Raw genomic sequence first — 12,894 nt, 5'->3', positions numbered from 1 at the left:
CTTTATGTCATTTACGTTTTATACGGTGGGTCTGTTAGAAGAATTTTCCTTCAACAGCGGATTTGTGCAGGTTATTAATAGTGCCTATGCAAGAACAGCCCCTTATTACGCCATCAATCAGGGGGTAAATGCAAGTGTTCTGCGACACGACTTTTCTGAACAAACCGCTGAGGTTTGGTTGTCCCAATGCATTTATATTGCCTCACCTGTTAATACCTCAAACAATGCGATACCACTTGCTCTTAGAAAATCGGACGGAACGACAACACTTGCCTATTTGAGTATCGACCAGCAAACACTTGTTGCGACGGCCTATGTAAACGGAGTAGCCAGAGGCTCCTTCGCCATGACGACCCTAACGATAACTCAAATCGAAATGCGGCTAAAGAAGGATTCGGCAGCAGGTGTTTTCCAGGTATGGAAAAATGGTGAGTTAGTTGTTGATTTTACGGGTGATACGGGACCTGCAACCGATTTAATAGGCTCAGCCTATTGGTATAGCGGGTCAAGCGGGAATGTCCTTTCTTTTTCTTTATCCGATATCGTTATCACCAATGATGGGCGTATCGGCAACAAGCGTCCTGTTATTATCTCATTATCGGGTGCGGGAGAAGCTAGTCCTCCTGCCTACTACGATATAGTAGGTAATCAAGTGACGACAACCTATAGCAATAGAACAGTGGGCCGTACGTATGTCTTGGCCAATGTTTTCGCGCATGCCGGAACGATTAAAACTATCACCGTTAATTTTAATACAACAGGAACTATCTATCTTGGAATCTGTACGCGCAATCAAGGGGCACCAGCCAAACATACCAAACGATTAGTGTCAAATCAGCTTGCTATTTCCGCAACGGGAATAAAAACCTTTGTTGCAGGCGTCGATTTCCCTGATAACTGGATAGTTTCGGCGGGCGAGTGTTTGGCAATTTATACAGAGACAGCGCAGATGAAATACGGCAGAAATTCAGCTGGTCCAGATAATAACGGGTATAACAGCGATGTGACATACTACTTTGCTGGTAATGGACTGGCTGACAGTGTAGAAAGAACCTATACGGCAGACTCAGCCACCTATTTTGATTGTATATATGCGCAATACCAGGTGGCCGACCCAAGTCGAGCCTATAGCCAATCGGCAGCGGCTGATCGCTTGGCAAGGAAAGATTTTTTGGAAACAGTACGCTATGCCGAGTTTGTGAGTGACAACGATCAAATGCTGTGTGCGCTTGGCGATCTACCACTTATTTGCACAGGGGTTAAGTCAGTTAAAGTCACAGCGCGAGCTGTTTCGGGTACTTCCCTGCCGAACGCGGATTGGATACTAAAAATAGGTAGCGATAACCTCGGGGTGCAGGCAGCGATTCCCACAACCATGGCCTTGAAATCCATCCAATTTGACGGGAACTGGACGCCAACTCAGTTCAATGCCGCACAAATTGGGTTTAAGGCCAGAGCGTAAGCGGAGGTACTATGGACAATGCAAAATTAGCCCAGTTATATGGTCAAGCGGTTATAGACCCAAGTACAAGGCTTTCGCGCTTGTACGCGCAGGCACTGCTTACTGATGAGACACTAACCCCGGTAGTATTGTCAGACCTGTATGCGCAGTGTATATGCTTACAACATCTAAAGGTAGCTGATCTATATGTACAGGCACTTGTAGAGCCGCATCCTGTTCCTTGGATGGCCGAGGAGGTATACACTGCTGCCTACGGCTGGCGGGTTGATCGGACAGATGGCGTAACCTTTGGATTTACCTCTCATGATCAAGATATAACCTTTGATGGGGTAACCTACGAAGCGGCCACTGGATTTACGCCGACGGCTGTGGACACCAGTGACAGTTTAGCTGTTGATAACCTTGACGTAGATGGCGTTTTATGTTCTGACCGCATTACTGAGGATGAACTGGCGGGTGGGGTTTATGACTTTGCCCGGGTGACGATCTACCTGGTTAATTGGCAGAATATCAGCGACCCGAAGCTTATTCTAAGGCGTGGTACCATTGGTCGTATCCGTTACGGTAAGACAGGTTTTACAGCAGAGATACGGGGATTAACCGAAGCTTACCAACAGAAGGCAGGTGCGGTATATCAGAAGACCTGCCGGGCAACTTTAGGTGATGCCAAGTGTGGTGTAAACTTAGCAATTTACACAACGACGGGAAGGGTAACGGCGGTCAATGGCGATACACAATTCGCGACCAACGTAGTGGCAGATGCCGGGTTCTACGACTATGGCACTATCACCTGGACAAGCGGGGATAATCGCTATACTACCTCCGAAACCAAGGTATTTATGGCGGATGGTACCATTGAGGTGTATTTACCTACAATTTGGCAGCCCCAAGTAGGAGATACCTTCACCATTGTGGCCGGTTGTGATCGTAATTACTCAACTTGTATCAACCGGTTCAACAACCGGCTAAACTTCCGTGGGGAGCCAATGGTGCCGGGCAATGATTATCTTGCCAGTTATCCGGTAAAGGGTGGCTCCAACGTCGTGGCAGCAGGTGACGATGCGAGTCGGGGGTAAGGAGGTGGTAGTCTGATTGGAGAGAAAGTGGTCGCTGAAGCTCGGGAATGGATAGGAACCAAGTGGCAGCATCAGGCGTCTCTTAAAGGAGTAGCGACTGATTGTGTGGGACTCGTTCGCGGCGTTTATACCGCCGTAACGGGACGACCGGTAGAAAGCGACACGGATTATCACCGGATGCCGGTTCCCGGTCGGGAAAAACGACTGCAAGAGGAGTTAAGTAACTATGCGGCTATGGTAGAGATAGCTAACAGGCAGCCCGGCGACGTGCTGCTTTTTAGTTTTATCAATGGTACCTCTAACCACGTAGGCATCTACGCTGGAGAAGGTCGGTTTATCCATGCTTGGGCCAATGTACAAAAGGTCGTGGAAATGCCACTTAGTCCTGCCTGGGAGCGTTTGTTGCAAGCCGTTTTTCGTATTCCGGAGGTAACCTGATGGCCACCATTCTACTTGCGAACGCGATCGCGGCAGCCAATCCATTCTGGGGTGCAGTCATTTCGATGGCTGCAGGTTTTGTAGACCAGCAGTTGTTTGGTCCTAAAGCGCCTAACGCTGCAGGGCCACGGATGTCAGACCTGTCGATCCAGTGTTCTACCTATGGGGTAGCGATTAACAAGGTCTATGGAACCACCCGGATTGCTGGAAATGTCATTTGGGGAACTAACTTTGTTGAGCACAAAAAGGAAGAGTCCTCCGGTGGCAAGGGTGGCGGAGGCGGTAAGACAACAACCTACTTCTATACCATATCGTTCGCCATCGGCTTATGTGAGGGGGAGATTACCGGTTTTAACCGTGTGTGGGCCGATGGCAAGGAAGTGACTGATAAATTTACCGGAGACAATCCGGCCATAGATTACACTCTGTATTATGGCACCGAAACCCAAGAGCCTGACCCGTTTATTGAGGGTATTGAAACCAGTTTTCCTGTTCCGGCCTACCGGGGCTTGGCCTATATCGTGATTCAGCATTTGGACGTAACCGATTTTGGCAATCGAATCCCCAACTTTACCTTTGAAATTGTGAGGACAGTGAATTATCTTGACAGCATCGTCAAAGAAGTATCGGCAGGAGCGGGCTTACGTACCCAATTAGGAGCTGCCGATATGGAAGCATCCGACTTGGCGGGAATACCGATTGATGGTTTTTGTGTGTCCTCGGAAAAAACCTATCGTGAGCGGATTGAACAGCTTATGATGGTCTATACCTTTGGGGCAGCGGAAGCAAACGGTAAGCTCTTATTTATTAGGAAGGAAAATTATAACCGGTTTCCCGTTCCGGTTGATTTTCTGGGGGCTAAGGAAGGGGATAGTGGCGAAGAGAGCAGCTATCCATTGAGCGTAAGCATGATAGGGAACTGCCTAAATTGGTTAATGTGTCCTATCTATCGTTTGACAAAGATTATCAGGCAGGTTTGCAGGCAGCCGTAAGACCTAATTCCACAAGCGAAAACACTGAAAAGATTGACCTTGATTTTGTAATTACAGACGCCAGGGCGAAGGAACTGGCTGAGCAAAAACTCTATGAGGCATGGATTCGGCGCTCAACGATTGCGGCATCATTAGGACCTTGGTGGGCCTTTTTGGCTCCCGGAGATATTTTGGATATGGATTTATCCGGTCGACGACGATGGGTGCAACTGACCAAGACCACACTCGGGGTTCCTGGAGTGATAAAAGTGGAAGGTAGCGATGTTGGCGGCAATACCTTCAGGCGCACGGAGCGCACAGCAGACCATGAAATACAGCCGTCAGTACTGGTGCCGCCGTCTGTCATAACCGTTGAGTTCCTGGATATTCCGCGTTTGCCAACTGATACAACGTCCGAGCCAGTGGTGTATTTGGCGGCAACTGGCAGTCCATTCTACGGGGCCAATGTATTTGAGACCAGAGATGGGGGCGCATCGTGGATACTAAAGGCGCAGTTGGACAGCCCTTCGACGATGGGCACGACCACAACGCTACTTGGTACTGGAACGACGGAGGTTTGGGATGAGGGCAATTCAGTAACAGTAGTACTGACGCATGGAACTTTAGAGTCTAGGCCTGAGGCCGATGTGTTGAATGGCTACAATGCTGCGATAATCGGTAGCGAGATTGTACAGTTTAGATCGGCGATCTTAACGGCGGCAAATACCTATATACTTTCAGGACTTTTACGTGGGCGCTTGGGTACAGAGGAACAAGTAGATAAACACAGCGTAGGGGAGCGGTTCATATTGCTAAAATCAACGACTATTACGACCCTCCCAGCACCGATGGGTGAATGGTATTCGCCCAGAACATATCGTATTGGACCAGCAACCAAGCCGGTGACGGATGCTACTTACATGGAAGTGGTTTTTGCCAATACAGGTCGGTTGTATCAGCCATGGTCGATTTGTAACGTGTTAGGCAACAGAGATGCGTCGGGTAATCTAGCGATTAGTTGGATAAGACGTGACCGAAGCGGTGGGGCTTGGTTAGATAATGCGGATATTCCGATGAGTGAAAGTCTCGAGCGCTATGAAGTTGATATTGTGTCTGGTTCTACGGTTAAGCGGACATTGACTTCGGCAACTCCAACGGTGAACTATCTGGCGACAGAGCAGGTCGCGGACTTTGGAGTTACTCAGTCTGAACTTGGGGTTAGGATCTATCAGATGAGCAGCACTCGAGGACGGGGAATTGGTAAGGAGGTGACAGTGTGAGTAATACGGTTAGATTAACATTGACGAACTTAGTGTCAGGACAAGCACAAAAGGAAATCACCCATAACATGGCTTTACAGCGATTAGATGCGTTGGTTCAGACAGCAGTAGAAAGTATGGTGTTAACTACACCCCCGGTAGGGATTGAGGGGAATCTATATATTGTCGGAATTGGGGCTACAGGTGTGTGGGCTGGTAAGGATAATAGCCTTGCGCATTTCGTTGGCGGGGCATGGGTGTTTTATGTGCCGTTTGTCGGGATGAGGTGCTGGGATAAGGCGAACTTTACGGCGATGGTTTATACAGGAACGGCTTGGGTGCAGGAGGACACTGCCCAGAGTAAGATTGGATTTTTTGAAGCAAATCCAATCACGAAAACAACAGTGACTTTAGGGAATACAGACACTGAAATAGGTAGCCTTCCACCTATTCCCAAGCAGAAGTACAGGCGCTCCGAGACAAGTGCGAAGAGTTAGCGGACGATGTGCGGGCGCTCAAAGCAGCGCTCAGTTCGTATGGGTTAGTTTAATTGGAGGGGTAAAATGATCGAATATACACAGACGGAGCTGCGGATTATGGCTATATTTTCAGCTATGGGCGCAGTATTTTCTTTTTTGATTGGCGGCGTCGACAAGTTGGTTACGGCACTTCTCGTCTTTATTGTGATTGATTATGTGACTGGGTTAATTGCCGCATGGAATACAGGAAGTCTTCAAAGTAAGAAAGGCTTTGAAGGCATCAAGCGCAAGCTTGCCATGCTGCTGGTTGTTATTATTGCCCATTGGATTGATGTTGGTCTGTTTGGCACTAGTACCTGTAGGTCTATGGTGATATTTGCGTACCTTGGTAATGAGGGTCTAAGTATTATTGAAAATTTAGATCGGATGGGGTACGGACAATATATACCGGTTTTTATGAGAGAGAAGCTTACGCAATTAAGGGAAGAAAAACAGTTTTTGAAAGATAACGAGTAAATCGGCAAAGGGGAGGAATTTATTATGCGTATTGTAATTGACCCCGGACATTCGGGCCGGAATATTGACCCTGGAGCAGTAAATCAAAACACAGGTTTGCAGGAAGCTGACGTTGCGCTCATTATTTCGAGATTAGTTGAGAAATATCTAATCGCCGTTGGCTATGAGGTAAAACTTACTAGAACGAAATGGGAGCAGCCAGAAACGGATGATTTGAGCTATCGTACACGTTTAGCCAACAATTGGGGTGCGGATGTGTTTGTGTCGCTTCATTGTAACAGTGCAGGGAATTCTAGTGCGAAGGGGTATGAGGTATGGACATCACCTGGAGATACCCAGGGGGATAAATTAGCCACCTGCCTGTATCAGCAAATTGCCACTGAGTTTCCTGACCGGGCAGGAAGAACCGATTATTCCGATGGAGACCCGGATAAGGAATCCCGCTTTTATGTGCTGGTTCATACCGAGGCTCCGGCATGCTTAGTGGAAATGGCGTTTATTTCGAATGATGAGGAAGCCGCATTACTAGCAAATCGCACATGGCAGGACCGTTATGCCAGAGCCATTGCTCGTGCTGTGACCGATTATTTTCAATTGCTATATATAAAGGAAGGAAAACGATAGGAGGCCACAATTATGAGTGTTTGGACTAATTTACGTGATAGAATTGTCCGTATGTTGTTGGGGTATGGTGTCAGTAAAGCCGCTGATCCCCAAAATACCGACTGGGTGGAAACCAGGGAAGAAATTAAAAAGGCTGCTGTGGATACAGCAGTAGAAATAGCAAAGGATAAAGTTCTAAGAAAGTAGGTCTTTTAATAACCAGGTGCGCGTGTAAACCGAGCGTCTGGCATTTTGTCTAGGTAAGAGATATCGATGAGGAGAACAAGCAAAATTTTGCCAAATAGCCTTGCTATCAGGCTGAAACAGAGTTAACATGTGAACGGCAAGGAGGGCTGGCAGATGAGCAAGCGCATTTTGAAAATTTATCAATCGGTGGCATATCCAAAACCGGATGTGCCGTGTATCCTGCTTCAGGGCTATTGGTTGCGCGAGCTTGGTTTTCGAATTGGTAACTATATTTTAGTGGAAGAGGGACAGGGTAAACTTTTAATTCAATTAGTGGAGAAGGAAATTGATAGCGAATAATAATGTAGCGGATTGGGTGATAGCAAACATCCAATCCATATTTTTTTGTATCAAGACAATTCGTAGAGACAGCGTTTCTTTATAACTTGACTTAATTTGGCATCGGAGTGATGAATAGAACAAGAACTTGATAGAAAGGAGTCGCCTTATGCGAGTTAGAATTATCGAACCAATCAAACCACCTGAGCTAAAACGTAAACGAGTCTGCGCCTACGCCAGGGTTTCCACGGCAAGTGATGTGCAAGGAGAATCACTAGAAAACCAAACTACTTATTATCAGTCCTAATTGAATCAAATCCCGAGTATGAATATGTCGGTGTTTTTGCCGACCAAGGCATAACTGGCACCAAGGATGAGCGCCCAGAATTTCAAAAGATGTTAGCGTTAGCTAGAGAACAAAAGATTGACCTAATACTAACCAAGTCAATTTCCCGTTTGGCCAGGAATACGGCTATTGTGCTTGAAGTAGTCCGGGAGCTTAAAAGCTTAGGCGTGGAAGTTAGGTTTGAAAAAGAAAATATATCGAGTTTTGATGTGGACGGTGAGCTCATGCTTACTGTCCTTTCTTCTTTTGCCCAAGAGGAGAGCCAAAGCACCAGTGAAAATATAAAGTGGCGATATAGACGCAAATTTGAGAAGGGCGAACTGGCTATCAATGCTACCCGTTTTTTGGGCTACGACAAAGATGAATATGGTGATTTGGTTATAAATCAAAGCCAGGCAGAAATTGTTGAGCGGATTTTTAAGAATTATATAAGCGGTAAAGGGACTTTTGTGATTGCCAAAGAGCTTAATGCTGAAGGAGTTATGACCATTGCCGGTGGCCGGTGGCATCCCGCTACGGTGCTAAACATTTTAAAAAATGAAAAATATAAAGGTGCTGCTAAGCTTCAAAAAACATACATCAAGGACCATCTTACCAAAAAGAAGTGCATTAATCACGGCGAGGTTGATAGCTATTATCTTGAAGAAAACCATGCGCCAATTGTGACCAAGGAAATATGGGAAGAAGCCCAGCAACTGATGGTACAAAGGGCTGAAGCTAAAGGAAACGCAACGGATACGAAGGGTAAACACCAAAACCGTTACTCGCTAACCGGGATGCTACTTTGCAGTAAGTGCGGCGCTCCCTTAATACGGAGAACCTGGAATAGTAAATATGCCAGTAAAAAGATTGTATGGCAATGCAGCACTTATATTAGAGAAGGAAAAAAAGCCTGCTTGGGTACCGTCATTGATGACACGGCTCTAAGAAGGCTGACGATAAAGCAAAAGACAGTAGTTGAGGAGGTATTTAAAAATGGCCAGAAGTATTACCGTTATACCAGCAAGATCCAATAGGACGAGTTTAGCGGAAAATTTGGTACCAGTTAAGAAGCGGGTTGCCGCATATTGTCGCGTTTCGACTGACCAGGCGGAGCAGTTATCAAGTTACGAAGCCCAAGTGAGTTATTATACGACATATATTAGCGGCCATCCGGAATATGAAATGGTAAAAATTTATGCCGATCAAGGCATTAGCGGTACAAATACTAAGAAACGTGAGCAGTTCAATCAAATGATTGTGGATTGTAAGGCCGGAAAAATGGATTTGATTATCACCAAATCCATATCACGGTTTGCGCGCAATACTTTGGACACTTTAACTTACGTGCGGCTACTTAAGGATTTAGGGGTTGAAGTACTGTTTGAAAAGGAGAATATTCGCACACTGGATAGCAAAGGCGAAGTGCTTTTAAGCATTTTAAGCTCGCTGGCGCAAGACGAATCACGGTCGATTTCGGAAAATTCTACCTGGGGCATTAGAAGGCGGTTTGAGCAGGGAAAGCTTCAAATTAACCATGTTAAGTTTTTGGGTTATGACAAGGATGAAGATGGTAATCTTATTATCAACGAAAAACAGGCCAAAATTGTCCGGCGGATTTACACAGAATTTCTTAACGGAAAAGGGGCCAACAGAATTGCCAAAGACCTGGAGCTTAATGGTGTGCCTAACTGGAATGGTAAGGCCAAATGGTACGAGGGGAGTATTCGGAAGATGCTCTCCAATGAAAAGTACAAAGGAGAAGCTTTGCTGCAAAAGACTTATACTGTTGACTTCTTGAGCAAAAAACGAGCCGATAATACTGGACAAGTACCACAATATTTGGTGGAGGATAGCCATCCAGCCATTATTGATAAGGAAATGTGGCAAGCGGTGCAGTTAGAAATGGAGCGCAGAAGAGCTTATGTTTTGGAGCATGGAATTCAGAAGCTTGAGTATGCGACAACGGATAATCCTTTCGCTGGCAGAGTCATATGTGGCTGCTGCGGTAAGATTTATGGCAGGAAGGTTTGGAATAGTACTGATGAAAGGCACAGACGAATAATTTGGCGGTGTAATGGTAAATATCCGGCGAAGGGGGAAAAGGGATGTGCCAGCAAACATATTGATGATAGAGTTTTGTATCAGGCTTTTATAAATACATTTAATGCGATGGTTGAGAGTACGGATTATTTTTTAGGCAAGTGGCGGGAACGGTTGGAAAGCGAGAATTTGCTGGTAAGATATAAGGCCAAGCAATTTATTGAGATAATAACGGATGCTGTGGCGATCCAAGAATTCGACATCAATTTATATTTCGCATTAGTGGAAGAGATAACAGTTTATGATGGTGGCAGATTGATTGTAAGTTTACTTGATGGTACAGAAATTGAATGTCAAAGTTGATAGTGATAGGAAATGGCCGGTTAGGGTGGCATTAAATCATCTTGACGGGCTCCCTTTGAGAGCGGTGGAGATAAAAGAAATTTTGAAAAAAATATGATCAAGTAGTATTTGTGCAAGAAACTTGATAAGAAAATGAATTAAAATTATTATAATCGTAGTTGACAATAATCAAAACAACTGGTATAGTATTAATTCCGAGGACGCGGGAGTGGCGGAACTGGCAGACGCACTAGACTTAGGATCTAGCGCCGCGAGGCGTGCAGGTTCAATTCCTGTCTCCCGCACCAATAAATGCCGGAGTGACGTAATTGGCAGACGTAGCAGACTCAAAATCTGCCGGGGGCAACCCCGTGTCGGTTCGAGTCCGACCTCCGGCACCATGTCTGTATATAGTATTTGGGGTTATAGCTCAGTTGGTTAGAGCGCTTCGTTGACATCGAAGAGGCCAGCGGTTCGAGTCCGTTTAACCCCACCAAACTTTGGATCTATAGCTCAGCTTGGTAGAGCATTCGGCTCATAACCGACTGGTCCTAGGTTCAAATCCTAGTAGATCCACCATATATCTAGGGGTATAGCTCAATTGGTAGAGTAGCGGTCTCCAAAACCGTTGGTTGAGGGTTCAAGTCCTTCTGCCCCTGCCATATAAGCAGAGAGTCCAAGAAAGACGAGCCATAGGCGAAGATCTGATTGGTATGAATCGCTTAGTTCTGAGCGGTAGCGAAGAACATCCTATAGTATAATAATCGGGGCGTGGCTCAGTTTGGTAGAGTACCTGGCTTGGGACCAGGGGGTCGCAGGTTCGAATCCTGCCGCTCCGACCAGATAACATAGATCAGAAAAGCTGAATTTTTTTACTGTCAAACAATTAGTTGACATAATTAAAACTATCTGATATAGTAATAAATCCGAAATGATGGCGATATGGCCAAGTGGTAAGGCTAAGGTTAGCAAGACCTTGATTCCCTAGTTCAAATCTGGGTGTCGCCTCCAATACATAGTCTGGGATGAATTGTTATCTTAGATATGTCCAACCTACTGTAATAAATAGGGAATTCAATAGTATGCAGATGTCGAGCCACCTCAGAGTGGAGGGCAAAAGCGTACTCCAGAATACCCACCTGCTGAGTGCAGGTTTGGACATACAAAGAGACGGCATTTTGGGCATGAGTATAACCAATAAGTAACAGTTGACACGATACAAACAACATGATAATCTATAAAAGTCGCTGTGAGCGGCAAAGATAAATGGCACAGAAAATGTGTTGACATAACGAAAGATAAATGTTATAATAAATATCCGTCACAAACACGACGAACTGCTCCCTGAAAACTGAACAATGTAAGTAATGCATCAAAAAAGCCAGATGTGCGGTTGTATGTCGCTTGCGACATACAAAACCAAAAACAATTTCTTATTTGATTTATAGAGCCAACAAATGGCTTCATATAATGTAGTCACATGTGACTTTGAACTTGTGCCTGGTGCGTCTGTTAATGTAGTTTGTCTACTTTAATTAAGATAGCTAATGGTATTTAAGTTTGTATGCTCATAGACGGCAAACTTTATTGGAGAGTTTGATCCTGGCTCAGGACGAACGCTGGCGGCGTGCCTAACACATGCAAGTCGAACGGGGAGTTACTTGTAACTCCTAGTGGCGAACGGGTGAGTAACGCGTAGACAACCTGCCTCTAAATTGGGGACAACACCGCGAAAGTGGTGCTAATACCGAATGTGGTATCTTGGTTGCATGACTAAGATAAGAAAGGTGGCCTCTGAATATGCTACCGATTAGAGATGGGTCTGCGTCTGATTAGCTAGTTGGTGAGGTAACGGCTCACCAAGGCTTCGATCAGTAGCCGGTCTGAGAGGATGAACGGCCACACTGGGACTGAGACACGGCCCAGACTCCTACGGGAGGCAGCAGTGGGGAATCTTCCGCAATGGACGAAAGTCTGACGGAGCAACGCCGCGTGAGTGAAGAAGGTCTTCGGATTGTAAAGCTCTGTCGTTTGGGACGAACGTGTTCTATGTGAATAATGTAGAGTAATGACGGTACCAAAGGAGGAAGCCACGGCTAACTACGTGCCAGCAGCCGCGGTAATACGTAGGTGGCAAGCGTTGTCCGGAATTATTGGGCGTAAAGGGCGTGTAGGTGGATTTTTAAGTCGTGTGTCTAAGTGCGGGGCTCAACCCCGTATAGGCGCAGGAAACTGGAGATCTTGAGTGCAGGAGAGGAAAGTGGAATTCCCAGTGTAGCGGTGAAATGCGTAGATATTGGGAGGAACACCAGTGGCGAAGGCGACTTTCTGGACTGTGTCTGACACTGAGGCGCGAAAGCCAGGGGAGCGAACGGGATTAGATACCCCGGTAGTCCTGGCCGTAAACGATGGGTACTAGGTGTAGAGGGTATCGACCCCTTCTGTGCCGCAAGCTAACGCAATAAGTACCCCGCCTGGGGAGTACTACCGCAAGGTTGAAACTCAAAGGAATTGACGGGGGCCCGCACAAGCGGTGGAGTATGTGGTTTAATTCGACGCAACGCGAAGAACCTTACCAGGACTTGACATTGAGTGAAAAGCTAAGAGATTAGTTCCTATCCTTCGGGATACACGAAAACAGGTGGTGCATGGCTGTCGTCAGCTCGTGTCGTGAGATGTTGGGTTAAGTCCCGCAACGAGCGCAACCCTTATCCTTTGTTGCCAGCGCGTAAAGGCGGGAACTCAAGGGAGACTGCCGCAGACAATGCGGAGGAAGGCGGGGATGACGTCAAGTCATCATGCCCCTTATGTCCTGGGCTACACACGTACTACAATGGGCTTAAACAAAGCGAAGC

The 12,894-nt window shown here is 46.3% G+C and carries 13 protein-coding genes, 7 tRNA genes, 1 rRNA gene and 1 other RNA gene (1 of these 22 running past the window's edge); all 22 read left to right on the top strand.

The window, feature by feature from the left end; all coding sequences use genetic code 11:
• Window positions 1–4 precede the first annotated feature (4 nt).
• Window positions 5–1,462, top strand: coding sequence for a hypothetical protein (locus AC1ECB_RS14405; protein ID WP_485664438.1), 1,458 nt, complete (start codon window positions 5–7; stop codon window positions 1,460–1,462).
• 11 nt (window positions 1,463–1,473) lie between these two features.
• On the top strand, window positions 1,474–2,538 hold the full coding sequence (locus AC1ECB_RS14400; RefSeq protein WP_485664437.1) for a DUF2163 domain-containing protein: 1,065 nt from the start codon (window positions 1,474–1,476) through the stop codon (window positions 2,536–2,538).
• A gap of 27 nt (window positions 2,539–2,565) precedes the next feature.
• Complete coding sequence (locus AC1ECB_RS14395) at window positions 2,566–2,976, top strand: NlpC/P60 family protein (RefSeq protein ID WP_485664436.1); 411 nt, start codon at window positions 2,566–2,568, stop codon at window positions 2,974–2,976.
• A complete protein-coding gene (locus AC1ECB_RS14390; RefSeq protein WP_485664435.1) occupies window positions 2,976–3,968 on the top strand; it encodes a hypothetical protein in 993 nt (330 codons plus the stop codon). The genes AC1ECB_RS14395 and AC1ECB_RS14390 overlap by 1 nt, the downstream gene beginning before the upstream one ends.
• Window positions 3,914–5,227, top strand: coding sequence for a phage tail protein (locus AC1ECB_RS14385; RefSeq protein WP_485669348.1), 1,314 nt, complete (start codon window positions 3,914–3,916; stop codon window positions 5,225–5,227). Before AC1ECB_RS14390 ends, AC1ECB_RS14385 begins: the two co-directional genes overlap by 55 nt.
• Window positions 5,224–5,703 (top strand): DUF2793 domain-containing protein, encoded by a 480-nt coding sequence (locus tag AC1ECB_RS14380; protein WP_485664434.1) that lies wholly within the window; start codon window positions 5,224–5,226, stop codon window positions 5,701–5,703. Before AC1ECB_RS14385 ends, AC1ECB_RS14380 begins: the two co-directional genes overlap by 4 nt.
• A 66-nt stretch (window positions 5,704–5,769) precedes the next feature.
• The gene (locus tag AC1ECB_RS14375; protein WP_485664433.1) at window positions 5,770–6,201 is read left to right on the top strand and encodes a phage holin family protein; all 432 of its coding nucleotides are present in this window, start codon (window positions 5,770–5,772) and stop codon (window positions 6,199–6,201) included.
• A gap of 24 nt (window positions 6,202–6,225) precedes the next feature.
• Window positions 6,226–6,825: an N-acetylmuramoyl-L-alanine amidase family protein gene (locus tag AC1ECB_RS14370; RefSeq protein WP_485664432.1), complete on the top strand. Its 600-nt coding sequence runs from the start codon at window positions 6,226–6,228 to the stop codon at window positions 6,823–6,825.
• 12 nt (window positions 6,826–6,837) lie between these two features.
• The gene (locus tag AC1ECB_RS14365) at window positions 6,838–7,011 is read left to right on the top strand and encodes a hypothetical protein (protein WP_485664431.1); all 174 of its coding nucleotides are present in this window, start codon (window positions 6,838–6,840) and stop codon (window positions 7,009–7,011) included.
• A gap of 153 nt (window positions 7,012–7,164) precedes the next feature.
• A complete protein-coding gene (locus tag AC1ECB_RS14360; protein WP_485664430.1) occupies window positions 7,165–7,350 on the top strand; it encodes a SymE family type I addiction module toxin in 186 nt (61 codons plus the stop codon).
• Window positions 7,351–7,498: 148 nt separating this feature from the next.
• Window positions 7,499–7,636 carry a hypothetical protein gene (locus AC1ECB_RS14355; RefSeq protein WP_485664429.1) on the top strand — a complete coding sequence of 46 codons (138 nt, stop codon included), beginning with the start codon at window positions 7,499–7,501 and terminating at the stop codon, window positions 7,634–7,636.
• Entirely contained in the window at window positions 7,600–8,691 is a 1,092-nt protein-coding gene (locus AC1ECB_RS14350) for a recombinase family protein (protein WP_485669347.1), read from the top strand. The genes AC1ECB_RS14355 and AC1ECB_RS14350 overlap by 37 nt, the downstream gene beginning before the upstream one ends.
• Entirely contained in the window at window positions 8,651–10,060 is a 1,410-nt protein-coding gene (locus tag AC1ECB_RS14345) for a recombinase family protein (protein WP_485664428.1), read from the top strand. Before AC1ECB_RS14350 ends, AC1ECB_RS14345 begins: the two co-directional genes overlap by 41 nt.
• A 202-nt stretch (window positions 10,061–10,262) precedes the next feature.
• A tRNA-Leu gene (locus tag AC1ECB_RS14340) sits at window positions 10,263–10,347 on the top strand.
• Between the two features lie 6 nt (window positions 10,348–10,353).
• Window positions 10,354–10,440 (top strand) — tRNA-Leu (locus AC1ECB_RS14335).
• 18 nt (window positions 10,441–10,458) lie between these two features.
• Window positions 10,459–10,535 (top strand) — tRNA-Val (locus AC1ECB_RS14330).
• A 6-nt stretch (window positions 10,536–10,541) separates the two neighbouring features.
• Window positions 10,542–10,618 (top strand) — tRNA-Ile (locus tag AC1ECB_RS14325).
• Between the two features lie 7 nt (window positions 10,619–10,625).
• Window positions 10,626–10,701, top strand: a tRNA-Trp gene (locus AC1ECB_RS14320).
• 103 nt (window positions 10,702–10,804) lie between these two features.
• Window positions 10,805–10,881 (top strand) — tRNA-Pro (locus tag AC1ECB_RS14315).
• A gap of 94 nt (window positions 10,882–10,975) precedes the next feature.
• Window positions 10,976–11,050: transfer RNA gene (locus AC1ECB_RS14310), tRNA-Cys, on the top strand.
• A gap of 3 nt (window positions 11,051–11,053) precedes the next feature.
• A non-coding RNA gene (ssrS, locus tag AC1ECB_RS14305) (6S RNA) lies at window positions 11,054–11,227 on the top strand.
• 396 nt (window positions 11,228–11,623) lie between these two features.
• Window positions 11,624–12,894 (top strand): 16S ribosomal RNA (locus tag AC1ECB_RS14300); it runs 285 nt beyond the window's last position.

It is taken from the genome of Sporomusa sp. 246TCP1, assembly GCF_057319775.1.
This window is presented reverse-complemented; position numbering and strand designations above follow the sequence as displayed.

Coding starts and splice junctions, on each gene's coding strand:
- AC1ECB_RS14405 (WP_485664438.1), top strand. CDS start 5: ATGTCATTTACGTTTTATACGGTGGGTCTGTTAGAAGAATTTTCCTTC.
- AC1ECB_RS14400 (WP_485664437.1), top strand. CDS start 1,474: ATGGACAATGCAAAATTAGCCCAGTTATATGGTCAAGCGGTTATAGAC.
- AC1ECB_RS14390 (WP_485664435.1), top strand. CDS start 2,976: ATGGCCACCATTCTACTTGCGAACGCGATCGCGGCAGCCAATCCATTC.
- AC1ECB_RS14375 (WP_485664433.1), top strand. CDS start 5,770: ATGATCGAATATACACAGACGGAGCTGCGGATTATGGCTATATTTTCA.
- AC1ECB_RS14370 (WP_485664432.1), top strand. CDS start 6,226: ATGCGTATTGTAATTGACCCCGGACATTCGGGCCGGAATATTGACCCT.
- AC1ECB_RS14365 (WP_485664431.1), top strand. CDS start 6,838: ATGAGTGTTTGGACTAATTTACGTGATAGAATTGTCCGTATGTTGTTG.
- AC1ECB_RS14360 (WP_485664430.1), top strand. CDS start 7,165: ATGAGCAAGCGCATTTTGAAAATTTATCAATCGGTGGCATATCCAAAA.
- AC1ECB_RS14355 (WP_485664429.1), top strand. CDS start 7,499: ATGCGAGTTAGAATTATCGAACCAATCAAACCACCTGAGCTAAAACGT.
- AC1ECB_RS14345 (WP_485664428.1), top strand. CDS start 8,651: ATGGCCAGAAGTATTACCGTTATACCAGCAAGATCCAATAGGACGAGT.